The sequence below is a fragment of the Nonomuraea sp. NPDC048916 genome, from assembly GCF_040649575.1.
GTDB lineage: Bacteria > Actinomycetota > Actinomycetes > Streptosporangiales > Streptosporangiaceae > Nonomuraea.
On the sequence record NZ_JBEZFS010000021.1, the window covers coordinates 1 to 26,929 of the forward strand.

The 26,929-nt window shown below is 68.6% G+C and carries 27 protein-coding genes and 2 pseudogenes; 13 read left to right on the top strand and 16 right to left on the bottom strand.

Annotated features, from left to right (window positions below):
- A pseudogene (locus AB0C16_RS22830) lies at positions 1-256 on the bottom strand (hypothetical protein); the annotation flags it as partial.
- 617 nt (positions 257-873) lie between these two features.
- Between AB0C16_RS22830 and AB0C16_RS22835 the strand changes: the two are divergent.
- Positions 874-1,014, top strand: coding sequence for a hypothetical protein (locus tag AB0C16_RS22835; protein WP_357685909.1), 141 nt, complete (start codon positions 874-876; stop codon positions 1,012-1,014).
- Positions 1,015-1,042: 28 nt separating this feature from the next.
- Here AB0C16_RS22835 and AB0C16_RS22840 read toward each other — a convergent pair whose 3' ends face one another.
- The 9 genes and pseudogenes from AB0C16_RS22840 to AB0C16_RS22880 all read right to left on the bottom strand — a co-directional run bounded on the left by AB0C16_RS22840 (position 1,043) and on the right by AB0C16_RS22880 (position 11,679).
- Positions 1,043-2,230 (bottom strand): hypothetical protein, encoded by a 1,188-nt coding sequence (locus AB0C16_RS22840; protein WP_357685910.1) that lies wholly within the window; start codon positions 2,228-2,230, stop codon positions 1,043-1,045.
- A complete protein-coding gene (locus AB0C16_RS22845; RefSeq protein WP_357685911.1) occupies positions 2,227-2,748 on the bottom strand; it encodes a SigE family RNA polymerase sigma factor in 522 nt (173 codons plus the stop codon). Before AB0C16_RS22845 ends, AB0C16_RS22840 begins: the two co-directional genes overlap by 4 nt.
- Positions 2,749-3,270: 522 nt before the next feature.
- Positions 3,271-4,728 (bottom strand): Re/Si-specific NAD(P)(+) transhydrogenase subunit beta, encoded by a 1,458-nt coding sequence (pntB, locus tag AB0C16_RS22850; RefSeq protein WP_357685912.1) that lies wholly within the window; start codon positions 4,726-4,728, stop codon positions 3,271-3,273.
- Between the two features lie 9 nt (positions 4,729-4,737).
- A complete protein-coding gene (locus AB0C16_RS22855) occupies positions 4,738-6,276 on the bottom strand; it encodes a Re/Si-specific NAD(P)(+) transhydrogenase subunit alpha (protein ID WP_357685913.1) in 1,539 nt (512 codons plus the stop codon).
- 440 nt (positions 6,277-6,716) lie between these two features.
- Positions 6,717-7,376, bottom strand: a pseudogene (locus tag AB0C16_RS22860) (HAD-IC family P-type ATPase); the annotation flags it as partial.
- 186 nt (positions 7,377-7,562) lie between these two features.
- A complete protein-coding gene (locus tag AB0C16_RS22865; protein ID WP_357685914.1) occupies positions 7,563-8,333 on the bottom strand; it encodes a hypothetical protein in 771 nt (256 codons plus the stop codon).
- Positions 8,334-8,541: 208 nt separating this feature from the next.
- Positions 8,542-8,913, bottom strand: coding sequence for a group II intron maturase-specific domain-containing protein (locus AB0C16_RS22870; protein WP_357686037.1), 372 nt, complete (start codon positions 8,911-8,913; stop codon positions 8,542-8,544).
- A complete protein-coding gene (locus AB0C16_RS22875) occupies positions 8,910-10,802 on the bottom strand; it encodes a cation-translocating P-type ATPase (RefSeq protein ID WP_357685915.1) in 1,893 nt (630 codons plus the stop codon). Before AB0C16_RS22875 ends, AB0C16_RS22870 begins: the two co-directional genes overlap by 4 nt.
- Before the next feature lie 193 nt (positions 10,803-10,995).
- Positions 10,996-11,679 (bottom strand): Crp/Fnr family transcriptional regulator, encoded by a 684-nt coding sequence (locus AB0C16_RS22880; RefSeq protein ID WP_357685916.1) that lies wholly within the window; start codon positions 11,677-11,679, stop codon positions 10,996-10,998.
- Between the two features lie 138 nt (positions 11,680-11,817).
- On the opposite strand from AB0C16_RS22880, the gene AB0C16_RS22885 reads away from it, so the two are divergent.
- The 4 genes from AB0C16_RS22885 (at position 11,818) to AB0C16_RS22900 (ending at position 15,211) form a co-directional block, all read left to right on the top strand.
- Entirely contained in the window at positions 11,818-12,051 is a 234-nt protein-coding gene (locus tag AB0C16_RS22885) for a heavy-metal-associated domain-containing protein (RefSeq protein ID WP_357685917.1), read from the top strand.
- Positions 12,052-12,393: 342 nt separating this feature from the next.
- Positions 12,394-12,936 carry a hypothetical protein gene (locus tag AB0C16_RS22890; RefSeq protein WP_357685918.1) on the top strand — a complete coding sequence of 181 codons (543 nt, stop codon included), beginning with the start codon at positions 12,394-12,396 and terminating at the stop codon, positions 12,934-12,936.
- A gap of 645 nt (positions 12,937-13,581) precedes the next feature.
- On the top strand, positions 13,582-13,953 hold the full coding sequence (locus AB0C16_RS22895) for a YciI family protein (protein ID WP_357685919.1): 372 nt from the start codon (positions 13,582-13,584) through the stop codon (positions 13,951-13,953).
- A gap of 43 nt (positions 13,954-13,996) precedes the next feature.
- Entirely contained in the window at positions 13,997-15,211 is a 1,215-nt protein-coding gene (locus AB0C16_RS22900) for a DUF6596 domain-containing protein (RefSeq protein ID WP_357685920.1), read from the top strand.
- Positions 15,212-15,825: 614 nt separating this feature from the next.
- On the opposite strand, the gene AB0C16_RS22905 is transcribed toward AB0C16_RS22900, so the two are convergent.
- Positions 15,826-16,389, bottom strand: coding sequence for an ABATE domain-containing protein (locus AB0C16_RS22905; protein WP_357685921.1), 564 nt, complete (start codon positions 16,387-16,389; stop codon positions 15,826-15,828).
- A 102-nt stretch (positions 16,390-16,491) separates the two neighbouring features.
- Between AB0C16_RS22905 and AB0C16_RS22910 the strand changes: the two genes are divergently transcribed.
- From AB0C16_RS22910 to AB0C16_RS22945, 8 genes are all read left to right on the top strand, one after another.
- Positions 16,492-17,388, top strand: a complete 897-nt coding sequence (locus AB0C16_RS22910) for an arginase family protein (protein ID WP_357685922.1) — start codon at positions 16,492-16,494, stop codon at positions 17,386-17,388.
- A gap of 18 nt (positions 17,389-17,406) precedes the next feature.
- Positions 17,407-18,441 carry an alpha/beta hydrolase-fold protein gene (locus AB0C16_RS22915; protein WP_357685923.1) on the top strand — a complete coding sequence of 345 codons (1,035 nt, stop codon included), beginning with the start codon at positions 17,407-17,409 and terminating at the stop codon, positions 18,439-18,441.
- Positions 18,442-18,534: 93 nt separating this feature from the next.
- Positions 18,535-18,768 (top strand): hypothetical protein, encoded by a 234-nt coding sequence (locus AB0C16_RS22920; protein WP_357685924.1) that lies wholly within the window; start codon positions 18,535-18,537, stop codon positions 18,766-18,768.
- A gap of 435 nt (positions 18,769-19,203) precedes the next feature.
- The gene (locus AB0C16_RS22925) at positions 19,204-19,425 is read left to right on the top strand and encodes a hypothetical protein (protein ID WP_357685925.1); all 222 of its coding nucleotides are present in this window, start codon (positions 19,204-19,206) and stop codon (positions 19,423-19,425) included.
- A 35-nt stretch (positions 19,426-19,460) separates the two neighbouring features.
- Positions 19,461-20,219, top strand: a complete 759-nt coding sequence (locus tag AB0C16_RS22930; protein WP_357685926.1) for a hypothetical protein — start codon at positions 19,461-19,463, stop codon at positions 20,217-20,219.
- A 16-nt stretch (positions 20,220-20,235) separates the two neighbouring features.
- Positions 20,236-21,039, top strand: coding sequence for an alpha/beta hydrolase (locus tag AB0C16_RS22935; RefSeq protein ID WP_357686038.1), 804 nt, complete (start codon positions 20,236-20,238; stop codon positions 21,037-21,039).
- A gap of 587 nt (positions 21,040-21,626) precedes the next feature.
- On the top strand, positions 21,627-22,280 hold the full coding sequence (locus AB0C16_RS22940) for a recombinase family protein (RefSeq protein WP_357686039.1): 654 nt from the start codon (positions 21,627-21,629) through the stop codon (positions 22,278-22,280).
- Between the two features lie 30 nt (positions 22,281-22,310).
- Entirely contained in the window at positions 22,311-22,748 is a 438-nt protein-coding gene (locus AB0C16_RS22945; RefSeq protein WP_357685927.1) for a hypothetical protein, read from the top strand.
- A gap of 170 nt (positions 22,749-22,918) precedes the next feature.
- On the opposite strand, the gene AB0C16_RS22950 is transcribed toward AB0C16_RS22945, so the two are convergent.
- The 5 genes from AB0C16_RS22950 to AB0C16_RS22970 all read right to left on the bottom strand — a co-directional run bounded on the left by AB0C16_RS22950 (position 22,919) and on the right by AB0C16_RS22970 (position 26,850).
- Complete coding sequence (locus AB0C16_RS22950; protein ID WP_357685928.1) at positions 22,919-24,025, bottom strand: cytochrome P450; 1,107 nt, start codon at positions 24,023-24,025, stop codon at positions 22,919-22,921.
- Between the two features lie 17 nt (positions 24,026-24,042).
- Positions 24,043-24,813: an NAD(P)H-binding protein gene (locus AB0C16_RS22955; RefSeq protein ID WP_357685929.1), complete on the bottom strand. Its 771-nt coding sequence runs from the start codon at positions 24,811-24,813 to the stop codon at positions 24,043-24,045.
- Between the two features lie 122 nt (positions 24,814-24,935).
- Positions 24,936-25,322 carry a DoxX family protein gene (locus AB0C16_RS22960; RefSeq protein WP_349695089.1) on the bottom strand — a complete coding sequence of 129 codons (387 nt, stop codon included), beginning with the start codon at positions 25,320-25,322 and terminating at the stop codon, positions 24,936-24,938.
- Between the two features lie 90 nt (positions 25,323-25,412).
- Complete coding sequence (locus tag AB0C16_RS22965; RefSeq protein ID WP_357685930.1) at positions 25,413-25,883, bottom strand: carboxymuconolactone decarboxylase family protein; 471 nt, start codon at positions 25,881-25,883, stop codon at positions 25,413-25,415.
- An 85-nt stretch (positions 25,884-25,968) separates the two neighbouring features.
- Positions 25,969-26,850 (bottom strand): sigma-70 family RNA polymerase sigma factor, encoded by an 882-nt coding sequence (locus tag AB0C16_RS22970; RefSeq protein WP_357685931.1) that lies wholly within the window; start codon positions 26,848-26,850, stop codon positions 25,969-25,971.
- Positions 26,851-26,929: the final 79 nt, after the last annotated feature.

The window sequence follows — 26,929 nt, forward strand, 5'->3', positions numbered from 1 at the left end:
TGAGGACGCCGAGCTCAGTATCGATCGCAGCCTGTTCCGTGACGACCCACGAGGGGCGTGGTTCCGGGCCGCGAGAACCGCGCTCGACCTCCAGCCAGGTGGACCACCGCTGATCCGGGCCCAGCTCCTCGTCGACCGAATGGAACTTGAAGACGAAGGCTGCGGCCGGATCTGGCTGGGACTCGTCACCGGTGAAATCGGACCAGCGGGAGTCGAGGTCGGAGTAGGTATCAGAGAGTTCGTACTCGGAAGACAACGGGTGTGCTCCTGAACAAAGAGGTGGGACTGATGCGGACATGCCGCAGCACAGTGATGGCCATCCGTCAGCCCTCCTTAGTCCAGGCAGCGCTCTCCGCCGCTCGATCGACCCAGCATGCCCCCCGTTCCGGACCCCGCAACGGTTGTTCTCGGCAACCAAGCTCTCGAACGCCGCGACCGGCTGGGCACCGGTCGCGGCCAGCACAGGGACACGTGATCGGCGAAGTATTCGAAGAACCCGTCGTCGGCGGGGCGTCCAGCGCCGGATAGCCGGCACTGAGCCGCACCGGCTTCAGCAGCAGTCGCTTGACCGGGGCTGATCATTCTAAGGTCGGCTCGGTGGGGCTCTGCCCCTGAAGCGTGGATACCTTGAGTACCGGATGATGGAGATCCGGAGACAAGGAGTTCCACGTGGCGATGAAGTCGTACCCGCCGGACGGTGTCGCTAGATGGCTCGGCGGAAACACCAACGCGCTCCACGGCGCAGGGGATGACGTTGAACGTCACGCATGCACGACGCGCGTGTGACCACTGTGACTGACGCGACCAAGATGACGATCAAGAAACGAATCTTCCAACCTCAATGATCACCTTGACAGATGGAGATCGGCAACTGTGCGACAGCCTCTCCGCCGTTGCGGCCCGACAGGAACCCTGATCGGCGGCGCGCACATGCTGTTCGCCGATGGGGAGAGCGACCCGCCCGAGGCCGTCGGCAAGGTCGTGAACGCGGTCATCGCCGACATCGTGCAATGACGCCTGCTGTGAGGCAGGAAGGTCGCGGTCAGATCGCCCCTGGAGGGCCGGGCATGGCGATGCCGAAGATGTCCCGCGCCCTGTACGTGGTGAGTTTCCTGGCCTCGCCGGTCCTGACGTTCACCGCGTAGGCCGTGAAGGTCCGGTATGGCGGGTCGATCTGCGCGGGCTCGTCGTCTGGCACCTCGGAGGACGGTCTGCAGTGGACGGACGTCGTCAGGGCCGTGACCTCGTCGGCGCTGCGCCACGTACGCAGGTAGATCTGGCTGACGTCAGGCGACAGGCCACGGATGGGGGCGGTCTTCCGCTTCTTGCCGGTGAGCGGGTCCAGCAGGACGAGGTCGCCCATCTGGCAGGGCTTCTCGGCGGTGCTGAGGTCCTCGACGGCCGCGACGGTCTTGCCGTCCGGGGCCAGCGGGCTGAAGTCGTAGTGCTGCGGCAGGATGACCGCCGTGGAGTTGCCCGGTGAGGTGGGCGGCCACAGGTTGGAAATCGTGCGCAGCTGGGAGTTGGGCGAGTACTCCGCAAGGGTGATGGTGGCGCCGTCCGGTGACAGTCCGATGGGAACCCAGCGGGCCGGAAGTTCGCGGACGACCCTGTCGCGCATGTCGAAGAGCAGCGCGGGATCCTTGAACTCGGGGACCTTGCTGAAGGCCAGGAACCGCCCGTCGTCCGACACCATTAGCCGCGTGATGCTGTACAGCCACTTCTTCGCCGGCAGCTTCATCGGCGCCGTGGTCTTCGCGCCCGAGGCCAGGTCGCGGACCTGGAAGGTGCCTTCCTTCGCGCTGTAGTAAGCGATCTTGCGGCCGTCCCGGCTGATCGCCAGCGGGCTGTCCCGCTGGCTGAGGCTCGGCAGCGCCTCCGGCACGTGGTAGGTCCTGCCGCTGCGGGTGACCACTCGCCAACCCCCGTCCTGGCAGTGTGACGGAGCCTTCCCGCTGACCGGCTTGCAGAAGGTCTTGTACGCATGACTCAGCGGCCCCACCCCACGCGCGGGCAGGTCGTCCTTGCCCAAGGTGGCCGGAGTGGGCGCCTGCGGCATCAGCCGCACGGCGAGCGTCCCGCCGAGCGCGGTGACCACGACCATGGCCGCCGCGAGGAGCGAGATCGCGGTACGCCGCCTGCGGTCGCGCGTGGCGATCGTGCGCTCGGCCAGGTCCACCCGTGGTGACTCTGCGGCCAGATCGACGAGCACATCTCGCAGCCAGGTCATCGGTAGGCCTCCTCGGTGTCCAGGCCGGCGAGCTTCGGCGCCAGGCCGGGCGCCAGCTCGCGCAGGCGGGCCAGCGCGTAGTGGGTCTGACTCTTCACCGTCCCGATCGAGCAGTTCATCAGCTCAGCGGTCTCCCGTTCCGTCCGGTCCTCGTAGTAACGCAGCACGATCACCGCCCGCTGCCGAGGCGGCAGCCCCATGAGGGCCTGGCGCATGACGAGCCGTACGAGGGTGGAGTCCTCGCTCGAGTACGGCCGGTCGGGCGGTTCGGCGGTCGGGAACTCCGTCCTGACCCGGCGCCGCCGCCACGAGATGTGCTGGTTCACCAGCGCCTTACGCGCGTACGCCTCGGGGCGCTCGACGTGCGACGACCGGGACCAGCGCCGCAGCACCTTCAGCAGGACGCTCTGCAGCAGGTCCTCGGCCTGGTGGGCGTCTCCCGTGAGCAGGTACGCCGTGCGCATCAGCGCTTGCTGATGCGCGGCGACGAACTCACGGAAGCTGTCATTGCGATCCAAGACGACTCCTCTCAACCGATACCGACGCCGGAGAGGAGTGGAAAGGTTCGATCCGCGCTAGAAGGGGTGCCGGTAAGAACCGAGTCACACGCCCAACCGAGCGGAATCGTCGCAGGTCGCTACACGCGACCGGTATCCCGACAGAAGCAAAGGAGCGACGAATGGGGGCAACGCTACGCTCCCGGGCAGGCGTCGAGGGCACCATCCGCCCCAGGAGTCAAAGGTTTCGGCCTGCGACGGTCTCGCTGTCCGCGGGATCGCCAAGATCGGCAGGAGGCTGCGTGGCCACAGGCAGACGCCTCGGAGATGGACCCGGGCAGATAGCCGGCGAGCTTCCAACGGCGCACTCACGCGCCGGGCCTATGAGACGGGGACCGCACTGGGACTGCTCCCCCAGCCGCCACGTCGGAATTCAGGGGAAGCTCATCACTTCGTCATACGAGCTCTGTCAGCCCAGATGGCGAAGTTTTCGAGACGCCGAAGGGACCGTAGCTGACGCTCCGGCGTCCCCTCGGCTCCTCATCATCTCCTCGCCCCCGCTGGGGTAACGACTTCGTCGCTACCCAGGGCTCGGACGATGTCCTCCACACGGTCCTTCGCGTCGCCGAACAGCATCTGGCTGTTGTCGCGGAAGAACAGGGGGTTCTGGACGCCGGCGTAGCCGGCGGCCATGGAACGTTTGAAGACGATGACGTCCTTGGCGTTCCAGACCTTGAGGACCGGCATGCCGGCAATCGGGCTACCAGGATCTTCGTCAGCGGCCGGGTTGACCGTGTCGTTGGCGCCGATGACGAGGACGACGTCGGTGTCGGGGAAGTCGTCGTTGATCTCGTCCATCTCCAGCACGATGTCGTAGGGCACCTTGGCCTCGGCCAGCAGCACGTTCATGTGGCCGGGCAGGCGGCCAGCGACCGGGTGGATGCCGAACCGGACGTCGACGCCCCTGGCTCGCAGCTTCGCGGTGAGCTCGGCGACGGGGTACTGCGCCTGGGCGACCGCCATGCCGTAGCCGGGAGTGATCACGACCGAGGAGGCCCGTGCGAGGAGCTCGGCCGCGGCGTCCGCCTGGATCTCGCGGTAGTCGCCGTAGTCGGTGTCGTCGGACGGTCCGGCCTCGATGCCGAAGCCGCCGGCGATGACGGAGATGAACGAGCGGTTCATCGCCTTGCACATGATGTAGGACAGGTAGGCGCCCGAGGAGCCCACGAGGGCGCCGGTGACGATGAGCAGGTCGTTGTTGAGCAGGAAGCCCGACGCCGCGGCGGCCCAGCCGGAGTAGCTGTTGAGCATGGACACCACGACCGGCATGTCACCGCCGCCGATGGAGGCCACGAGGTGCCAGCCGAGTGCCAGCGCGAGCGTGGTCAGGACCACCAGTACGAAGTCCTGGGCGGTGCTCGCGCGGTCGCCCGCGACGTAGACGACGGTGAGGATCGCGAACGCGACCAGGGAGCCGACGTTGATGAGGTTCTTGCCCGGCAGCATGAGCGGCGCGGACTTCATCCTCGCCGACAGCTTGAGGTTGGCGACGATCGAGCCGCTGAAGGTGATTGCACCGATGAAGATGCCGATCGAGACCTCGGCCTCGTGGATGTTGTTGAGGCTCTCCAGCGTGTGGTGCGAGCCTTCGAGGTGGCCGTTCCAGCCGATGAGGACCGCGGCCAAACCGACGAAGCTGTGCAGCGCGGCGATGAGCTCCGGCATGCCGGTCATCTCCACGATCCGCGCCCGCCACAGGCCGATCACGGCACCCATGACGACCGCGCCCAGCATCAGCACGATCGGGATCCAGCCGTCATCGAGGTCGGTGGTGACGTCGATGACGAGGACGCCCGTCGCCACCAGGGCGATGGCCATACCGATCATGCCGTAGACGAGACCGTTCCTGGAGGTCTCGTGCTTCGACAGCCCGGCCAGCGACAGGATGAAGAACAGCGACGCAACGATGTACGCCGCGGTGGTGATTGAACCGATGTCCATGATGTGGCCTCAGGATCCCTTGCTGAACATGCCGAGCATGCGGCGTGTGACGGCGAAGCCACCGAAGATGTTGATGGAGGCGAGCAGGATCGCGCCCGCGGAAAGGGCGCGGATCACGCCGTCGGCACTGGCCACCTGCAGCAGCGCGCCGACGACGACCACGCCCGAGATGGCGTTGGTGACCGACATCAGCGGCGTGTGGAGAGCGTGCGCGACCTTGCCGATCACGTAGTAGCCGACCACGATCGAAAGCATCAGGACCGTGAAGTGCCGCGGGATCGGGTCCGGCGCGGTGGCGTTGACCAGCCAGAACGCGGCGATGCCGGCGAGCACCAAGCCGATCCTCGCGCCCGGCGACAGCGGCTTGGTCTCCTTGGCCGACTCGGCCGCCGGCTTGACGGCCGAGGGCGAGGCGGGCGCGGCCGACACCTGCACCGCCGGAGGAGGCCACATGCCCTCGCCGTCACGCACCACGGTGATGCCGCGCTGGACGACGTCGTCCATGTCGAGGGTGAGCCGGCCGTCCTTCTCGGGGGTCGTCAGCTTGAGAAGGTTGAGGACGTTGGTGCCGTAAAGCTGCGAGGTCTGGGCGGCCAGGCGACCGGCGAGGTCGGTGTAGCCCAGGATGGTCACGCCGTTGTCGGTGACGACCCTCTCCCCGGAGACCGTGCCGGCCACGTTGCCGCCGTTGGCCGCCGCCATGTCGACCGCGACCGAGCCGTTCTTCATGCCGGCGACGGTCTCGGCGCCGATCAGGCTCGGCGCGGGCCGGCCTGGAATCAGGGCCGTGGTGATGACGATGTCGGCGGCGCGGGCCTCCTCGTCGTACATCGAAGCCGTCGCGGCCTCCTGCTCCGCGGTCATCTCCTTGGCGTAGCCGTCGGCGGAGACCTCGGACTCGAAGTCGACCTTGACGAACTGCGCGCCCATCGACTCGACCTGCTCGGCCACCTCGGGACGCACGTCGAAGGCGCGCACGATCGCGCCCATCGCCGAGGCGGCGCCGATCGCGGCCAGACCGGCAACGCCGGCTCCTACCACGAACACGCGCGCCGGCGGGATCTTGCCCGCCGCGGTGACCTGGCCCGTGAACATCCGGCCGAACTCGTGGGCGGCCTCGACGACCGCGCGGTAGCCCGCGACGTTCGCCATCGAGGACAGCACATCCATCGACTGCGCGCGGGAGATTCGCGGCACGGCGTCCATCGCCAGCGCGGTGACACCCGCGGCCTGCAGCTTCTCCAGCAGCTCGGAATTGCGCGACGGAGCCATCATGGAGATGATCGTCGCGCCTCGCCGGAGGCGGCCGATCTCCTCATCGGTCGGGGCGTTGACCTTCACGACGACGTCGGCGGCCCATACCTCCTCCGTCGTACCGACCTTGACACCGGCCTCGACGAACGCGCTGTCCGGCTGGTCGGCGAGCTCGCCGGCGCCCGACTCGACGATCACGTCGTACCCGAGGCCGGTCAGTTGTGACACGGTCTTGGCAGTCGCCGCAACCAGGGTTTCACCCTGTTTCGACTCGCGCGGGATGCCGATCAGCATGCAAGTCCTCCGACGTTCCAGCAGGATCGATTAAGCGGTCGGCTCATGCCTGCGGGAGCTCTTCGCCGTCCACATCGAAGACGATCGTGAGGCGGTTCATCGAACCGTGACTCACCGTCCTCATCGGCGTAAACGCGTAGGACCACCGGTTCCATTACGGACTGGTGCCTTCCTGCTTGCGACATCGTTCTCTCCGCTCAGCTATGCGGTCGCCGGGTGGTGCGGAACCACCGACGCCCTGGACATAGGGGATCAGACCGCCCGTTGGGATTGGGAGACTGATCATTCTGTCAGCCTCGGCCGACAAATCGGTTTCGGACTGCTCCGATCCCCTCAACCCGCGACAGGGACATCAGGATCGCGCCGACCGACATGGGCAGGACGAACCCGGCGGATGCCAGAACCCCGGCGGCGAGCGGCACGGAGATCAGGTTGTATCCAGCGCGGACGATCGCCTTGGCCAGCGGGTGCTCGCTGTCGGTCTCGGCCGCGGCGGCGAGCGCGAGCACTTCATCGGTGGTGAACCAGGCTGCCGGTTCGACGGCGATGACGGTCGGCTCGCCCTTGGTCAGGGTGCCGGTCTTGTCGAACAACACGGCGCCGACGGTGCGCATGCTCTCCAGGGCCAGCCGGTCCTTGACCAGCACCCCGCCACGGGCGGCGCGTTCGGTGGCGATGGACACCACCAGCGGGATGGCCAGGCCGAGGCCGTGCGGGCAGGCAATGACCAGCACGGTGATGGTGCGGGTAACCGCATCGTCGGGGTAGCCGAGCAGCAGCGCCCAGACCAGTACGGTGATCACGGCCGCACCGAGCGCGAACCAGAACAGCCACCCGGCGGCGGTGTCAGCCAGCCGCTGCGCCCGGGAGGAGGAGTTCTGCGCCTCGGACACCAGGCGCCGGATACCGGCCAGTGCGGTGTCCTCGCCGGTGGCGGTGATCTCGATCCGCAGCCCCGAGTCGGTCGCGACGGTCCCGGCCACGACCTGGTCCCCGATACCGCGTCGGACGGTGCGGGACTCGCCGGTAACCATCGACTCGTCCACTTCGGCCGCACCGTCAACGATCCGCCCGTCCGCCGGTACGCCGCCGCCCGGTCGCGGACGTCGATGCCCTCGTGCAGGTAGCGGTAGCCAGTGGCCTGGCGGAACGTCAAGCGTGGCCACATAGGTGACCAACGTGAAGCCTCTGGTTGTTACGGACACGATCTTGTGGTGAAACCTGTCCTACCAGAGGCTTTGCGTCTCTCTGCAACGAGGGCGGACCGTCACGAAGCTGAGGTCCGCTCAGCTCCCGGCTTCGGTGCGGGTGAAGACATGCGAGCGGCCGATCGGGCTGAAGCCCCGGCGGGCGTACCAGGTGCGTGGCCAGTCGTCAGGGTCGGCGAGCAGGAAGACCAGGCCGTAGGCCGAAGCGTGTTGCAGGGCGGTGACGAGGATGGTGTCCGCGTAACCGCGCCGGACGTGGGTGTCGGCGGTGACGACGTCCTCAATCTGGGCGATCCCCTGGGCCGCGTCGAGGTAGACATCGGCCCAGGCGCCGACAGCGCCGTTCTCGTCGCGGACGGCAAGAAAGCGGACCTGCTCGGCACCGCGGAGCCGGGCTGTTCGGCGGTCAGCGAGCTGGTGGACAACAGCGTCTTCGGCCTGGGGCATCCAGATGCGGAGCTGGCGGATCAGCGCGGGTCGCAGGTCAGCGAGGGCGACGGTCTGTGCGAGCGCACCAGGGACGGGGGCAGCGCCGGAGTAGGTCATGACGAGCTCGGCCTCGTGGGCGTAGCCGGCTGCGGTGAGGGCGGGCGCGCAGAAGGTGCCAGCGGCGTCGTCGAGGACCGTGATCCGACGGTGGCGCAGGTGGCCGAGAGCCGTATCGGCCAGAGCCGGGAGGTCGGAGGGAGCCGTCGGCCCCTCGAAGACGAGCTGGTTGTGCTCGTGGGATGCCGCGTACTCCTGGTCCAAGACCGCCACGCCGCCGGGAATCTCGGTCACCGCAGCGGCCTGACGCCGGGCGAAGGACGCGCGGAAGGCCGCGATGCGCTGGAGATCCGTGGCCGACATGCGATCAGTCTATGGATCGATGCCACCCTGGAGTGATCGTTGTAGGGTCGGGAGCTGGCGCGGTGGCTTCCTGGCTGTAGGGCTCGGGGCCTGTCTTCCGCCGGTTTCCCGGTCGGCTGTGCCCTCCCCGATGACCATGACCAGGTTCATGGCTCCGTTTCCAGCTCCCGCCGCATCGATCCGTGCATGCGGTTCTCCCGCACACGGCTCACCGACGCCGTTCACCGGCGGCATTCGGCCTCACCCGCCAGGGTTTGCCCGCCCTGGGGGCGACGGTGATTCCATACAAGCTGATCAGTCCGAGGCCCGGCGGCCGGGAATTGAGCAGGACCTGCCAGCCGAACGCCATGCTGCGACGGTGACGTCGGCGCATGAACTGCGCCAGCCGCCACTGCGCATATCGCCTGATCTTGCTGAGGCGCTGGGCCGAATGTCCGTAACGGAAATAGGCGGCCCAGACGACCGGCTGGGTAGCGGTGACGCAGGCGTTCCCGGCGGCGGACCTCAGCTCCCTACGCTCCCTGATGGACGCGGAGCCAAACCGGGATGCCAGCCCCCGGCCGCGGTGCTGATGGGTCAGGCCGGCTGTCGGTCCGTGTCGCGGGCCTCGGACTGGTTTGACGTCGGTCCGGTGGCGCTGCCGCCGTTCTGGGGCGTGCCGCGGCGGCGCAGCAGCCGCATCGCGTTGCCGATGACCACCAGCACGGACATCTCGTGCACGAGCATCCCGATCGCCATCGTGACGCCGCCCAGGAGCACCCCCGCGAGGAGCGCGCCCACGGTGACCAGGGCGATCGCGATGTTCTGGCGCATGACCGAGACGGTGCGGCGGGCCAGGCTGACGGCCCGGGGCAGTTTGAGCAGGTCATCCTTCATCAGGGCGATGTCCGCGGTCTCGATCGCCACACCCGTGCCCGCCGCGCCCATCGCGACGCCGATGTCGGCGGTGGCCAGGGCGGGGGCGTCGTTGACGCCGTCGCCAACCATGGCGACCACGTGTCCACGGGCCTGCAGGTCGCGAACGACCTCCAGCTTGTCTTCCGGCAGCAGGCCCGCATGGACCTCGTCCACGCCGACCTGTGCGGCGACGGCTTCGGCGACCCGCCGGGTGTCCCCGGTGAGCATGACGAGCCTCCGCACGCCGGCGGCGTGCAGGTCGGCGACCATCCGCGCCGCATCGGGGCGGACCCGGTCGGCCACGGCGACGACACCGGCCAACCGGCCGTCCACGGCCACGACCATCGGGGTGCGCCCCGCGGCGGCGAGCCCGTCGACCACGCCGGCAGCCGCGGCGTACGGAACGCCCTCATCCTCGTGCAGGGCCAGGTTGCCCACCGCGACGCGGCGCCCGTCGAGGGTCGCGACGATCCCCTTTCCCGGCACCGGTTCGGTGGCCTCAGGAAGACCGGTGACGTCCAGGCCCTCGGCGCGCGCGGCGTCGACGATCGGGCGGGCCAGCGGATGCTCCGATCCGGCCTCGGCGCGGGCGGCCCAGCCGAGCACGTCGGCGCGGCTCCACGCCTCGTCCAGGGGCACCACGTCGGTCAGGTACGGCCGCCCTTCTGTCAGCGTGCCGGTCTTGTCCAGCGCGACGGCGTCGATCCTGGCCGACGTCTCCAGGAACTCCCCGCCTTTGATCAGGATGCCGTCCTTGGCGCCACGACCGATGCCGGCGACGATCGCGACCGGGATGGAGATCACCAGCGCGCCGGGGCATCCGATGACCAGCAGCGTCAGCGCCAGCACGACGTCGCCGGTCGCCAGGCCGAAGACGAGGGCCAGGACGATGATCGCCGGGGTGTACCAGGCCGAGAAGCGGTCCATGAACGCCGCGGTACGCGCCTTGGCGTCCTGCGCCTCCTCGACCCGGTGGATGATCCGGGCCAGCGTGGTGTCGGCACCGACACCAGTGGCCCGCACCTGCAGGAAGCCGCCCATGGAGACCGTGCCGGCGAACACCTGGTCACCGGTGATCTTCTCCAGCGGGATCGACTCACCCGTGATCGACGCCTCGTCCAGCGCACCCGTACCGTCGATCACCACGCCGTCGACCGGCACCTTCGCGCCGTTCTTGACCAGCACCGTCTCACCGGTCGCCACCGAGGCGGCGGGCACCTCCACCTGGTCGCCGTCGCGAAGCACCACGGCCACCTCGGGGGCCACCGCGACCAGCTCGGCCAGTGCCGACCTCGTCCTGCTCAGCGTGGCGTTCTCCAGCGCGTGACCGACGGCGAACAGGAACGTCACCGCGGCCGCCTCCCAGTACTCGCCGATGACCACCGCGCCGACCGCGGCCACCGAGACCAGCAGGTCGATGCCGACCACGCGTGCCATCAGGGCTCGGGCCGCCTTGACCGCGATTCCCCAACCGGCCACCACCGCCGCCGCGACCATCAGCACGTCACCGGGCACCTGGGCGCCCAGTGCGGCCGAGGCCGCGAACGACGCCACGATCAGAAGGCCACTCACCAGCGGTACGCTCCACCGCCATGAACCCCATGCCCTGATCCTGTCCATTCGCGTCAGCTCCCTTCCGGTACCGCGTCCCTGTTGACGTCCGATTCGACGTTAGGCTGGGACGCCTGGACGTTCCTTGACGCGGGTCAAGCCGCTTACGGAACGAGCGGGCCACACCGCTCACAGCCGCGGGAGCCGGCCGCGGTCAGCGAGGGACGGCCGCCCGCTCCAGAGCCTCGACGTCGAGAATGCCGACGTCGCGGCGCCCGTGCAGCTCGATGACGCCACCCGCGGAGAGGGCGGCGAGGGATCGGCTGAGGGTCTCCGGTGTCGTTCCCAGGTAGGCGGCGACGTCCTTCTTCGCCATCGGCAGCCGAACCACGGGCGCCCCCTCCTGCGCGCCGGCCGGCAGATCGAGCAGATAGGCCGCGATGCGCGCAGTGACATCACTGGAGGTGACCGCGGCGAGCAGCCGCTCGACGGAGGTGAGCCGGTCCGACAGCGTGCGCAGCATCCGCAGGCCGATGTCCGGGTAGTCGCGCAGCAACGCCGAAAGGTCGCCGTGGTCGAAAACGCACATCCGGCTGTCCTCGAGGGCGACCGCGAAGTGATCTGGCCGGTGACCGGTCAGGAAGGCCCGCTCGCCCACCACGTCGCCGTCGGCCGCCGTGCGCAGGATCTGTTCCTGGCCGTTGGCCGCAACGTGGCTGATCTTGAGCTGGCCGCTGTGCATCACCAGCAAACGGGAGACCGCCCGCCCAGGGGCATAGACCGTCTCCCCTTTCGCCACGGCCACCGGGCGCGCGAACCTCGCAACCTCAATCTGCTCCTGGCGGGTCAGCCCCTGGAAGATCGGAACACGTGTCACGCACAGGTCATCCTCGGCCATGGTGTCAGACTGCCACGCGACCCTGGCGGGCAGCGACGCCTGGCCCGGTACTTGATCCACGTCAAGGCAGCCTTCGCCCCGAATGGCTAGCTTGAAGTCGTCACCAGGAAAGACCGGTGAGGAAAGGAGACCAGGACCATGTCCGTCGCAGAGACCACCACGACCATCCTCCGTGCCGAGGGCTTCTCGTGCCCGTCCTGTGTGAACAAGATCGAGAAGCAGGTCGGCCGGCTCCCCGGCGTTGAGTCCGTGAAGGTGCACTTCGCCTCGTCCCGGGTCGAGGTCGTCCACGACCCGGCGAAGGTCGGCACCGACGAACTGATTGCCGCAGTGAAGAAGGCCGGCTACATTGTCCGCTCCGCCGCCTTCTGACACGCCAGGCGCCGACCTGGCCGGCGGTGATCTCGCTCCGGCCGGTCAGGTCGCGTCCTGCCGCCTGGCGCCAGTCGGTTACGCGAGCAGCGGTGGGATCGGTGGCGCTTGTCGAGCCGGCTAGGGAACGCTGTCGCGTAGTCGATCTGCTCGGCGGCGTTGCGGCGGACGCTCGGGGTGCTGTGGCTTGTCTCGGCTCGGTCCCGGTGACAGGCTGATTCGCGGCCATGCTGTCCTCGTTCACTGTCCCGTGACAGCGAACCTTGAGCACGTGCCATCGAACCTTGCGTAGCACTCCCCATAGGACTTCCCCTGAGAGCCGACCGTTGTCATGATCCAGCCATGGAAGACCACACCTCACCCGTGTACCAGGCGCGCTACGGCTGGGACATCAGGACCATCGGCGTCGTAGTGGGCGGCGCCGTATTCACCGCGGCCCTGCTGCTTTTGGACATGCCGCTGGTCGCGAAGATACCGGGCCTGGCACTGTTCGGCGCAGGCGGGCTCTTCATGGCGTACGTGGCGTTCAGCCGCAAAGTCGCGTTCCGGGTGGACGAGACAGGTGTACTGCTTGGCGGGAGCCCTGCCCGATATAGCGCCACCACCGTCCATGTGCCCTGGGAGGACATCACAGGTTTCGTCCTCTGGCGCCAAACTGTGAGCGGCGCTTCGCTGCCCTATGTCGGGGTCACCCGAAGGGAGGGGGCTCCGGCTCTGCCTGGGGACGGCCCGAAGGCCCGTGCCATCCTGAAGCATCTCGTTCCGGTGCCCGCCGATGTTGCGATGTCCTCCCGGGCAGTGAACGGGTGGCGCTTTGATAAGGACCGACTGGTCGCCGCTGTCTCCCACTTCGCGCCCGATATCCCTGTGAGGGACCACTCATAGTCAAAGCACGCCTTGTGGCCACACACTTATGCACCACCGATCAAGATTCGTTGGCATGAGCTCAACCTTCGATGACACAGGACATTCACCCAGGCCTCCCATCGGTCGGTGACGTCTGGTTTTGTTCGTGAGTTCCGGCGCCAGATGTCGCTGAGTTCGGGCGCCAGCGAGATCTCGCCGCTCTCGCCGCTCTCGATGTTCGTGAGTTTCGGCGCCACGCCGGTTGCGACGGCCGCGCCCGGCGTCGAACGGATCTCCGCTCACGCATAGTGACGAACCATGGGAGGCCGGCCGCGCGTTGTCTGCGGCATGAGAGTGCGCCGCGGGCGAAACGCCGCTAAAGATTCCCGTCGCCCCTCTCTTCAGCCCGGTAGCGGAAAGAAGTCACTGAGCGCGTCCCGAATGCTTTCCCCAGATCTGTGTGAGCGTCGCGGCCTTCCAAAGATGCGACGATAAGCTTTCTGATCAGCAGGGCGTCCGCGTCAGCCATCGCTCAGGGGCTGCTCTGACGGGCGAAACGTGGGTCGGAGGGATCGGCTGCGTCGCGGCGAGAGATTTCTCCGGGGCCGTGTTGATCCGCGGGCCGCTCGTTCGACGTGTGGGTGCGAGGGCCGAGAGGCGGCCACGCCGGGCGAGGAGAACGCGATGCCGAAGTACCTACTGATCATGCGGGGCACCGACGAGTCGAACGCGGCCATGATGGCCAACATCGACGAGATGATGGCCACGACCCGCCGGTTCATCGAGGAGATGGTCAAGGCCGGCATTCTCCTCGCGGCGGAAGGGCTGGACGATCCGGGCCAGGGCGTCGTGGTCGACTTCAGCGGCGAGGCCCCGGTGGTCACGGACGGGCCGTACGGCGAGACCAAGGAACTGTTCGGGGGCTTCTTCCTGCTCGACGTCGCCTCGAAACAGGAGGCGGTCGAGTGGGCCAAGCGGGTCCCGGCGGCGCCCGGGTCCAAGATCGAGGTCCGGCGGGTGCCCGGGAGCGACGAGGTCCCGCAGGTCGACAAGTGATCATCAAGGACTGGGCCGGGCGCGAGAGCAACGGCCAGATCTGATGGGTACGGCCGATGTCGAGGCCGTCTGGCGGATCGAGTCGGCGCGGATCGTCGCCGCGCTGACCCGGTTCACCGGCGATTTCGGGCTGGCCGAGGACGCGGCCCAGGAGGCGGTGGCCGAGGCGCTGGTGTCGTGGCCGCTCGCCTCTCCGGCGAATCCGGCCGGCTGGCTGATGGCCACGGCCCGGCGGCGGGCGATCGACGCGATCCGCCGCCGGACCGCCCTCCAGGACCGATACGCCCTGCTGGCGGCCGACCCCGCGGTCGACCAAGAAATCGACCCCGACAAGATCGACGACGACGTGCTGGCGCTGATGTTCGTCAGCTGCCACCCGGTGCTCTCCCGCGAGGCCCGGGTGGCGCTGACCCTGCGCGTGGTCGGCGGCCTGTCCAGCGAGGAGATCGCCCGCGCCTTCCTGGTACCCGTACCGACCGTGCAGGCCCGCATCACCCGGGGCAAGAAGACGATCGCGGCGGCCGGGGTCCCGTTCGAGCTGCCGCCGGCCGCCGAGCGCCGGGAACGGCTGGGCGGCGTGCTCAGCGTCCTCTACGTGATCTTCACCGAGGGGTCGACGGCCACGTCGGGCGACCGGCTGCTGCGCCCCGACGTCGCGTACGAGGCGATCCGGCTGACCCGCACGCTGGCCGCGCTGCAGCCGGACGAGCCGGAGGTGCACGGCCTGCTGGCGTTGTGCGAGCTGACGGCCGCACGCTTCCCGGCCCGGACCGGCCCGGACGGCACGCCGGTCCTGCTCGACGAGCAGGACCGGCGGCTGTGGGACTTCTCGGCGATCCGCCGGGGGCTGGCCGCGCTGGCCAAGGCATCGACCCGCGGCCTCGGCCCCTACGGCCTGCAGGCCGCGATCGCCGCCACCCACGCGTCGGCGCCCTCGGTCGAGGCGACCGACTGGGACCGGATCGTGCTGCTCTACGAGGCACTCGGCCGGGTCGCACCCTCGCCGGTGGTCGAGCTCAACCGGGCCGTCGCCGTCGCCATGGCCTCGGGCCCGGCGCAAGCCCTGACCATCGTGGACGAGCTGATCGCCTCGGACCGGCTCCCCGGTTCGCATCTGATCCCGACCGTACGCGGTGAGCTGCTGGCCCGCCTCGGCCGGCGACCGGAAGCACGCGCCGAGCTGGAGCTGGCGGCTCGGCTGTGCGCCAACCAGCGCGAACGCTCAGTGCTGCTGCGCAAGGCGGCCACGCTGAGCTGACTGCTCCAGCTCGGCCAGCTGGGACTCAAGCACGGCCCGGATGCCGTCGATCGCATCGGCCCCGACGGCCGAATCCCCGAATGCGACGGCGGGAGCGCGGCGAACCCGGGGAGAAACTCGCCCACGGTCGGCGCGTAGACCTCGTCCGGGACCGACCGTGGCCCAGGTGCTTTGTCAGGCCAGGGTGGCAGCAACGGTTCGATCAGATCCCATAGGTCGTCGACCAGTACACGACCCGTCCGGATCTCAGCAGCCCAGTCCAGACCGGCGAAGAACTGCGCAGGGGGCAGCGCAACAGACAACTCGACTCCTACAGGTGGCAGCGACAGCGGCTCGGCGGCGACGAGGCCTGCTCCCGGGCGGTCACTAACCGGCGCTCGACGGCGCATCTCCCTGTTGCCGGTCCGAAGCCTCGCGAGAACCGGGGGCGGTGGTGTCATGCAGGCCGTCGAACGGCGACCAGCACAGACCGTCCCCGTGATGGCACCAGGGCACGCGTCGTGCCGCAGGGCGGGGTGTGCCGCACCGGCCCTGCGGCACTGCCGGTCGGCTTGGAGGACTCGTCCTCGCCGACGTCATCCTGCCGGAGCGTGTGCGCGTGGCGTGCCGGCGGGTCACCGCCGGGCGGTCTTGGAAGCGTAGTAGCGCCGCGACTTCACCTGGTTTCCGCACATCGCCATGCTGCACCAGCGACGGCGGCCGTTGCGGCTGGTGTCCAGGAAGAGCCATCCGCACGAGGGGCATTGCCCCAGCCGGCCCAATGGGCCCTCCAGCAACAGCCGCGCGGCGGAGGCGGCGACGGCCCACAGGACCGGGCGGGCCGATCGTTGTCCGGGCCAGCGCAGCACGTGGCCGGCACCCTCGCGGTGGAGATGGGCGGCCCGCAGCCCCGCCGCGTAGGTGTCCATGATGACGGTGACGTCATCCGGGTCGGGCTGCCGTCGCGCGACGATCGCCGAAAACGTGCGGTACACCGACGCGCGCAGGTCGATCGCCTCGCTGAGCGCGACTCCGCCTGCGGTGACCGGGACATCCGTCGGATGCGCCCCCGACGCGCGCGCCCAGGTCAGCAGGTCCTCCATCGTCGTCAGGTAGTCACGGTCGCATTGGGGCCGCCGGGCGACGCTGTTGGCGAAGTCGAGACAGAGGCAGTTGCCGACCAGTTCCGTTGGGCTCACAGACGGCATCGTCTCACCACTCAAGCCGTCTTGACAGGTCGGAAGCTGCCGAACAGAATTCACACCATCAAATAGCTAGATACCGGTTAGACGGAGGTCCTGATGCACCGACGACCCGCGTTGCTCGACGCCCCTTCCAACCTGGGGTTGAGGCCGCCCACGCCGGGGGCCGTACCCGGGTGTTACAAGCTGCCGGGGGCCCTGCGCGACTGCGGCCTGCAGCGGCGCCTGAACGCCGTGGACGCGGGCTGCGTCACCCCGCCTCGCTACGACCGCGGCGAATGGCAAGAGGGGGACGGTGTGTTCAACGCCGCCGCCATGGCCACGTACACGGTGAGCCTGGCCGACCGGGTCGGCGCGCTGCTCCACGACGATCAGTTCCCGATCATCCTCGGCGGGGATTGCAGCATCCTGCTGGGCACCACGCTGGCGCTCGCCCGCCGGGGCCGCTACGGCCTGGTGTTCATCGACGGGCACGACGACTTCCGGCACGCGGGAAACTCCTCGAAGATCGGGGCAGCGGCGGGCGAGGACCTCGCCCTGGTCACCGGACGAGGTCAGGCCGACCTGACCGATATCGAAGGCCGCCGCCCGTACGTGCGGGATTCCGACGTGGTCGTGGTGGGCGTCCGGGACGCGGACCCGAATCAGGGCGAGCTCGACGACCTCGGCATTCCCGTCTGGAACGTCAGCCGGATCCGGCAGGAGGGCGCCGCCGTGATCGCGGACGCCGTGATCGCGCATCTCGAGCGCGCGGAGCTGGAGGGCTTCTGGGTGCACCTCGATGCCGACGTCCTCGATTCCCACGTGATGCCGGCCGTCGACTCACCCGATCCCGGCGGACTGGAGCACGAGGAGCTCGTCGCGCTACTGGACCCCCTGCTGGCGGCACCGAGCTGCGCCGGTCTGCAGGTGACCATCTTCGATCCCGATCTCGACCCGGACGGCCGGCTCGCCCGGGATCTGACTGACACGCTGATCGCTTCGCTGCGCGACTGAGACGAAGGAGAACCGATCGTGCTTCCCTGGTCCGCCGACCTCGCCGGTCGCCTCGACCACCACGTCATCGACAGTCAGGTGCTGCGCGGCAACCCGCTGGGCGATCCCCATGAGCGCCCGCTCTGGGTCTACGTCCCACCCGGCTACGACGACGACCCCGCCAAGCGCTATCCCACGGTGTACGTCATCCAGGGCTACACCGGCCACCTCGCGATGTGGGCCAACAGGACCCCGTTCCGCCGCCCCTTCCCGGAACTGGCCGACGAGGTCTTCGCGGCCGGCGACACGCCCCCGGCGATCGTCGTCTACGTCGACGCGTGGACGGCCTACGGCGGCAGCCAGTTCCTGGACTCTCCCGCAACCGGGCGGTATCACACCTATCTGTGCGAGGAGGTCGTGGCCTGGGTCGACGCCCGCTACCGGACCATTCCCACCCGCGACATGCGTGCGATCACCGGAAAGTCGAGCGGCGGGTACGGCTCCATGGTGACGGCCATGCTCAGCCCGGATGTGTTCGGCGCGCTCGCCACGCACGCCGGCGACGCGCTCTTCGAGACCTGCTACCTTCCGGAGTTCCCGAGCAAGGCCCGAACGCTGCGAGACCTGTACGGAGGGTCGTACGACGTCTTCCTGGCCGACTTCCGCAGCCGTATCCCCTTGACCAGGCCCAACGACGAATTCCTGATCGAGATCTACGGCTACGCCGCGGCGTACTCCGCCGACGACGACGGCACGGTCCATCTGCCCTTCGACGCGAACGGCGCCCTCGTACCCGACGTCTGGGAACGCTGGCTGGCCTGGGACCCGGTACGCATGGCCCGGCAGGAGCGATACGCCGAGGCGCTGCGGTCCATGCGGGCCGTCTGGATCGACGCCGGCAACAGGGACGAATTCCACCTGGATCTGGGCGCGACCGCGTTCCACCAGGCGACCCTGGATGCCGGAGTGCCCGGCGAACGCGTTCACTTCGAGCTGTTCGACGCCGGCCACGGCGCGATCGAGTACCGGTACCCGCTCGCGCTCGACTGGCTGTGCCGACGACTGGCCTCCTGATTCGGCCGTCGTTACCTCGGGAGCGTGGGATCCGGCGGCTGTAGGTTCTTGGCGTGACATCTGAGTTCTCCTTTCGGGCAGGTCCGCAAGATCGTGCTCGATCCGCGTGTCTACCTCGAGCTCTCGCCGTCCGAGCTGTCCCACGCGCTGGTGGAGCAGATCAGCCATGCCGCCAGGGCGGTCGCCGAGCAGTCGCGCGAACTGATCGGCCCGCTGCTGCCCGATGACCTGCCGTCCGGGTGGTCCTTCGGAGACCACCCGGGCCCCGACGACCTGCTGCCTCGGTCGGATGCCCGACGACGATCACTAGAGAGCGACGTGCGGTGAAAGTCGCATGCGTCGTTCGGGAAGAGGGCGATGGAAAGGACCCACACCACGGGCACCTCGCCAGCGTCCGACTTCACTCGGAGGGGGCCGTCGGAAAGGACCAGATCAACTAGCCCATCGTCGGCGGCCTACCTTTGGGGGCGGCAGGTAGCTCAGGTGCTCTCCATGGCCTGCTTCAACCGCAGCAGCGTCACGCGCATCGTTTCCCGGTTGTGCGAGGCTCGATCCCGGATGCCGGAGGTTAGGGCGCTCAACCGGCACCAGCTGCTTAATCGACTCGTTCCTGCTCAGCGGCGGCGTAGGCGGCGCTGAGTCGCTCGATCCGCCGGCGCGTCCGCCCGTGCCCGCTACCACGCCCTCTGGGCCACGGGCCGCACCCGCCGACTCCTGGTCCGCCTGGCCGTCGCGATCACTGTCGGTGGGCTGGTGGCGTGGATGAGCACCATCTGGCTGGGCCTGATCACCGCCGTTCTCGCTGCACTGATCACCATGGTCCATCAGGTCCGTACGCACTCGCCTGCGGCGGCCTGGCGCAAGGGCGCGGCGGGAGAACGTGCCACCGCCCGTCGCCTGCGCACGCTCGAACTGGCCGGCTACACGGTGCTGCGCGACCGGGCGCTGCCACGCAGCCGGGCGAATACTGGTAACCCCGGCTAACAGAGGCAGCGGAATGGCCTGCTGGAGCTTCTTTGGTGCCGCTATCGGAACCGCTGGTAGTCGTCAGGAATGGAGATAGCGAACCGTTCGCACTGGGCCTAGACATCGGCCCAGTCATCGGTGTCGACGGCATAACCCGTGTGGAACCTCACCAGCCACTCCGGACTGATGCAGGCCACCGCGCGACCATCGATCCGGCCTACGCCGGCGGCGCCGATCCGCCTAGTGCGACCTGGGACGACGTTTCCTTCCTTCTTGACATACTCTGCCAAGTACTTGCTATTGTTCGTCAAGTGAACCATGCGAGTACGGCAGAGCACGTCGAACTGGCCGGAGAGCTCGTCCGGCTGATGGAAACCCGGATCGTCGACCCGCTCGAGATCCTTTTCGAGTCGGATGATCAGGTCCGGCCGATACGGAAACGCCTGCGCATCGAGGCCGAGGTATGGGCGGCACAGCTGCTCGGCCCAGATGACAAGCTCGCGGTCCGTACGGTGGCGCGGCTGATCGCGGCGGTCTTCCCTAGCGACGAGCCGTTCGACCCGCCGGAGGCGTGGTGGCGTTCAGCCTTCGGGCAGGCCGTCGCCCGCCGCGCGGGGCACCCGGGGGCTGCGGCCGTGCCGTACGCCACGGCCGCAGCCATGCTCGGCATCACCCGCCAGGGGGTTCACGACCTCGTCAAGCGCGCGAAGCTCGAACGCCATCCCGACGGCGGGGTGGCCACGGAGTCCGTGCGCGCCCGGCTCAATCAACCAAAGGAGCAGCGTGTCCCCTCAGGACATCACCATCACTGACCATGTCATTCCTCTGGTGGCCCGCGACCACGGCGGGGACGGTCCCGCCGTATTGCTCCTTCATGGGCTGGGCGGGACGCTCGAAGCCTGGGACGCGCTCGCACCGCTCCTCGCGCGAAGGCACCGGGTCGTGGCCATGGACCTGCGCGGCCATGGGCTGTCCGGGGACGGTCCTTGGGAGTGGGACGCGGTTCTCGGCGACCTTGATGCCGTGGTCAAGCATTTCCGCCTGGACCGTCCGGCGATCGTGGGCCACTCTCTCGGCGGCATGCTCGCCATTATGTGGGCGCGACGCCACCCCGAATGTCCGGCGATCGTCAACCTCGACGGCCTCAGGTCCGCGGAGAACGACCCGGGCAACTATCCGGGCATGGCGCAGGACGCGCTCAAGACGGCCCTCGACCAGCTCAAGACCACCTTCGACGCTCAGGCTGCGGTGATGGGCCGGCCGGTCCCCGCCGAGCAGGCGCCGATGCTCCCTCAAAGGGCCCTCACCACCCGTGACGGCCACAGCTACCTTCGCCCTGGCCCGGAGACTCTGGCGGCGCTGCGCTACGCGCCGGAGTTTCGCGATGCGATCCCTCTACTTCGTGCGGTGACGTGCCCCGCGCTGGTGGTCCTGGCCGACCGAGACCCGGCGGGAATGGATGGCGGTGAGCTCATGGCCGCCTTCCGCCGAGGGGTACGGCGCGACCTTCACGACCTTCCGAGCACTGTTCGCGTGAGCGAGCTGGCCGCGAGCCACAACATGGTCGCGGAGCAGCCCAGCGACCTCACCGATCTGATCATCCGATTCCTCGCGAGCTCCGCGAAGAAATGAGCAGGCGCAGCGTTCGCCTACGGATCAGGCCGGGTGGCCGGGGTCGATGCGCTGCTGGTCTTCACTCACGACAGGGGGCGCGAACATCTGTCCGTCCGCTTCACCGGTGCCACAGGCGCCACCACCGACTGGACCACCGATCCGGAAAAGCCAAGAACTGGTTCCCCATCCACCCCCGGCGTAGACCTCAGCGCCGCCAGCCCTTCCGGCGTACTTGGTCCGTCTCGGCTCCCACCCGATCCCGCTAGATGATCAACGGCGTGGCGGTTCGCCGTAGCTACGGGAGTTCCAAGCCAACACGAGAGCGACCACCCCCACCGCACCAGCACACCTACGCCGCACATCACCAGATGGTCTGCATGCTGCGGGCGTGCAGACCACTTCGCGCATCCGTACAGACGACTTCGGAAACCGACACCGGATCCCAAGATCGACCCCTGCCGGAGTGTCTGAAAAACGTGTCGAAAAGTCGGAGTGTCTAACAACTCTGACAGCACCGTTTCTCATACGATGGCGCGGTGACGATCATCCCGCCCGCCGCCGAGGACGTCGAAAACCTCGCTGCCGATCTCGTCGTCGAGGATCCTCTGGCCTCCGTGCCCGCGAAGGCGACCGGTGCCCTCATCGGCTACGCCCGGGTCAGCACCGCCGGCCAACTCCTGGACCGCCAGATCACCGCGCTCCAAGCGGTCGGCTGCATGCGGATCTTCTCCGACAAGAAGTCCGGCAAGAACGCCGAACGCGAAGAACTATGGAAGGCACTGGACTATCTTCGCGAAGGGGACACCCTCGTGGTGCCCTCCCTGGATCGACTCGGCCGCTCCCTGCAAGATCTGATCTCGATCGTCGCTGGACTGCGCAAGCGCGGTATCGGCTTCCGCTCCCTGCACGAGGCGCTGGACACCACCACTCCCGGCGGTCGGCTGGTCTTCCACGTCTTCGCCGCGCTGGCCGAGTTCATCCGCGAACTCATCGTCGAAGGCACCCGCGAGGGCCTGGAGGCCGCCCGCGCCCGCGGTCAGCGCCTGGGCCGCCCGCCCGCGATGACCCCCGAGCAGATCCGCCACGCCCGCGACCTGCTCACCCACCCGGGCAACAGCGTCTCCAGCATCGCCCGCCTCCTCGGCGTCAGCCGCTCCACCATCTACAAGTACGTGCCCGAGCTCACCACCGGCGACCGGCCCACCCTGACCGAGTCCGCCGACCACGGCCAGCTGCCGAAGCGCACCCTCGACCAGTGACCCTGTGAACCCCCGCCCGAAGGAGAATCTGTGTCCAGCTTCCCGTCCCAGATAAGCGTGCAGGCCGAGCACGAGGGCCACCGCTACGAGCTGACCATGACCGTCGACGGTGACCATCTACACATCGAGATGCGCGGCAACGACGCCGACGGCCAGCTTCTGTTCGACTGGCACACCGCGCAGCCCGTCCCGGCGGCCGGTCTGCCGGTGCTCACCCAGCTGCTGACCAGCGGTATGGCCGCACTGCCCGAAAGCCTGCGGGCACCGACGATGCAGGAGCGGCGGCGCGTTCACAGCAACTCGCACCTGCCTTGGAGCGCCGAGGACGACCAGCGGCTCAAGGACCTCGCCGCAGCTCCTGGGGCCACCATCCGGGACCTGACGCAGGCCTTCGGCCGCAGCCGTGGCGCGATCCGATCCCGATTGCAGCGGCTGGGCGTCGAGCTGGGCGACACGGCCAAGGGCTAAGAAGTGCGCGGCCTTCCGAAGCTCAGCCCTCATCGCCCGCCCTTCGCGCGGGCGATGAGCTTGTCGGCTTCGGCGAAGCCGTAGTGGAACTCGGTGTTGGTGATGGGGCCTGGCTCGTCGTGGCCACGGCGGACCTTGAGGAGAATGTCGGCCAGTACCCCGCGGATCAGCTAAGCGTCCCCGGGGCGGCCCTCGGACCAGATCGCCACCAAGGTGGCCAGGAGGTCCATGGCTCGCCGATACTGCTCGCCATCGTGGACGTCGTCCACATCGGCGGCATCGGCGGCATCGGCAAGGGCCTGACGCGTGTCGAGCCGCCATGGCGAGGTGACCACCGAACGGGAGACGATGTCGGCGTCGACCGGTATCCGCAGGGATGGGTCTGCAGCGGCCTGCCATCGCCTGGTCCGGGCCGGCAGGCGCAGGGCGGCGCTGTAGTCGGTAGGCACGGACAGCTGGGTGACCATGGTGTTCAGGCGGCCTTCGGGGTAGCCGCTGTGCTGGACCGCGTACTCGAGCACGATGCTCGGGGTGAGATCGGACATGCTGGTGGTTCTCCTCGGCTCGGTCCCGGGAAATGGGGAGCCCTCCGGCCGCAGGGGCCGAAGGGCTGACAGGGTGTGGCGGTCGAGGCGGCGGCGCACGGCCTCGATGAAGACGCCGGCGTTGATGAGTTCGGTGGCGTGGGCGTGGCGCAGCTGGTGGATGTCGATCTCGACGCGTGCTGCGGCGCAGTAGGTCTGCCAGCGGTGGTGAGCGGCGTCGTAGGACAGCGGTCCGCCGCGGCCGTTGATGGGGGCGCGGAACAACGGCCCGGCGGTGTAGCCGGCGCGGGTGAGGTAGAGCTTGAGCAGGGTGACGTAGCCGCGGTCGTCGAGCAGGACGGTGCGCACGTTGCCGCCCTTGCCGTGGATGCGGACGTGTTCGCCGTCCAGGCGCAGGTCGAGGTCTTCGACGTACAGGCCGCAGACTTCGGAGGCGCGGGCGCCGCAGACGTAGGCGGTCTCGAACAGCACCCGGTCGCGCAGCCGGTCCAGCGGCAGGTCCTTGCGTGGCCGCCGCGGGCAAATCACCGCCAGCACCTTGGCCACGTCGGCGGCCGCGGCCGGGCGCGGCAGGCTCTTGGGCAGCTCCATCCGGGCCAGGTTCTGGCCCAGGCACTGGTGCGGGCCGAAGCCGAAGGCGAGGTGGTGGCGGGCCCCGCGCTCGACATCCAGTTCGGCCGGATCCTTGAACGCCGCCGGGTCCCAGTCGGCCGACAGGGTCGAGACGCACATCGAGCATGTCACCTACATCAACAGCTTGAGTGACCGTGGACACCGCCGCCGGGCATGCACGCGACTCTCGCGGTGAGCGCGTCGACGTAATCGTCGATCCCCTGGGCGGGCATGCCGAGGCGGGCCATCTCGTCCCGCAACCAGTCCTCGGATTGCTCCTGCCACCGCAACGGCCGCCCGATGGTCTCCGCGATGATACGCAGCCGGTCGATCTGGGTCAGCGACTGCGGTCCGGTCACCGAGTACCCCTCGCCGGCGCGCCCGTCGAGGAGGCTGCGGACGGCGACCGCGGCGATGTCGCGCGGGTCGACCGGGGCCGTCGCGGCGTCGCCGTACCGTCCGCGCACGACATCGCCGTCGATGATCTGGGATGCCCAGACCAGATCGTTGGTCGTGAACCCGTCAGGCCGCACGAAGGTCCACGGCAACCCGGACGCTTGGACGGATCGTTCGAGCCGCAGGTGCACCTCGCCGACCCAGCCGGGCACAGACCACGTGACGGATATCGAGGACAGCATCACGAGATGCCGCAGGCCGGCGTGCTTCGCCGCGTCGAGGAATCCGTCGACCCCCTGGAGAACGGGGAACAGGAAGGCCCGCTCGATGCCGGACAGGGCCTCCGTCAGGGTCTCCGGCTGGGTCAGGTCGCCGGTCGCGACTTCGACCTGGTCGGGGAACGCCTGGCCGCTGGGGTTGCGAGTGATGACGCGGACCTTCTCACCCTCCTCCAGGAGTTGGCGGACGACGTTGGAACCGACGTTTCCGCTGGCACCGGTTACCAGGATCATGGTGGAGATCTCCTTTAGTTTCGTTTTTTGTGTGCACCAACCACGTCACCGACGACGAACCCCACACCCAGGGACGGCCTGCGGGGTCGGGGACTGGCTCCCCGACCCCGCACGCGAGGGCATCAGCCGATGAAGGACTCCGGGCCGAAGAAGCGGCCCCACGCCACGAATGCGGCCAGGGCGAGATAGACCACGTCGCCCACGACTGTTGCTCTCTCGCCACGACGGAGGCGCGTGATGATCGCGCCAACAAACAGCAGCACCGCACCTGTAGCGGCCAACGGAACGAGAACCGGCGCGATGCCGAGTACGGCGGGCAGGATCAGTCCCACCGCGGCCAGGAACTCGAGGCCTCCGATGGTCTTGAGAGCACCGGGGCTGAAGTCTTCGACCCATCGGGTTGCGGCGCCGAAGCTGGCCATCTTCTCCTTGGGCACGAACAGCTTGGCGCTGCTGACCAGCAAGGCGGCGGCCAGTAATCCGGCGACGATCCATAGTGCGATGTTCATGAGTTTTGTCCTTGGCCCAATGTCGGGGGCTGACGAACGGACCCGGGGTCGTCCCGGGTCCGCCCGCGAGCCTGAGGGGGAATGTCCGCGTCAGCCGAACTGACCGGGCTGGTACTCGCCGCCGGGCGTCCGCGTGATCACGTTCAGCCGGTTGAAGGCGTTGATCACGCAGATCAGGGCCACCAGGGCCATCAGCTGATCCTCGTCGAAGTGCTTCGCCGCGTTCGCCCACGCCTCATCGGTGACGCCGCTGGAGTCGGCGAGGCGGGTGCCCTGCTCGGTGAGTTCCAGCGCCGCCCGCTCCACCTCGGTATAGACGGTCGTCTCCCGCCATGCCCCGACCAAGTTGATCCGCACCATGCTCTCGCCGGCGGCCGCGGCGTCCTTAGTGTGCATGTCGAGGCAGCCGCCGCAGCCGTTGATCTGGCTGGCGCGGATCTTCACCAGCTCCTGCACCGCCTTCGGCAGTGCCGAGTCGGTGATGACCTTGTTCGACGAGATGATGTACTTGGCCCACTTCGACCCGACCTCGTTGACCATGGGGTTGATCCGGGTTTCCATCTCAATCTCCTTCGTCTTCGGATGCTTGCACCACTACGACGAAGCACCCCGCCAAGACGTAACAACCCCATGCGACAGACGTGCGCTACTCGGGTCGCGTGGGCAGACCCATGGTGTCGAGGAGCTTGCGGTCGCTCACGGTAAGGAGCTCGACGATCCGGCCGTCGGCCACGGTGCACCCCACCACGCCGAGCACCTTGCCTTTCGCACCCCAGGCCACGAACCCGGGCTCGCCGTTGACCAGGACTGGGAGCACCGAGGTCATCGACCGGATGCCGCGCAGGATCGGACCGGCCACCTCGGCCGCCCCGACCGTGGTCATCACGCCCTGCGGGTGGTACGTGCGCCAGGTCACCTTCGGATCGAGCAGCCGTACGAGCCCTTCGAAGTCCCCGTTCCGCGCCGCGGCAAGAAATGCGTCGACCACTGCGCGCTGCCGCCGCGGCTCCTGCTCTGGCCGCGGTGTGCCCTGCACCTTCCGGCGGGCCCGGCTGGCGAGCATCTTGGTCGCGTCGGTGGACCGGCCGATGATCTCGCCGATCTCGGCGAAGGGCACCGCGAACATGTCATGCAATACGAACGCCAGCCGTTCGGTGGGCGTGAGGGTGTCGAGCACCACCAGCAGTGCCAGCCCGACCGATTCGGCGAGCATCGCGTCCTCCTCGGGTGCCGCCCCGCCGTCCACGGTCACCACCAGCTCGGGCAGCCGGTCTTCGTACGACAGCTCGGCCCGGGTTGTGCGCGAGCGCAGCACGTCGATGCAGACCCGGCCGACCACCGTGGTCAGCCAGCCGGCCAGGTTGTCGATCGCGGCCGCGTCCTGCCGCGCCAGCCGGATCCACGCCTCCTGCACCGCGTCCTCGGCGTCCACCCGCGACCCGAGCATCCGGTAGGCGACCGCCACCAGGCGCTCGCGCTGCTGTTCGAAGGCTCCCACCAGTGCTTCGTGCGGACCTGATCCGGCCATGTTGTTACCTTCCTTGCGCGAACTCCGTCATGATCATGACGGGCCCGAAGGTGCCGAGGTAACCGTTCGGCGTGCATCG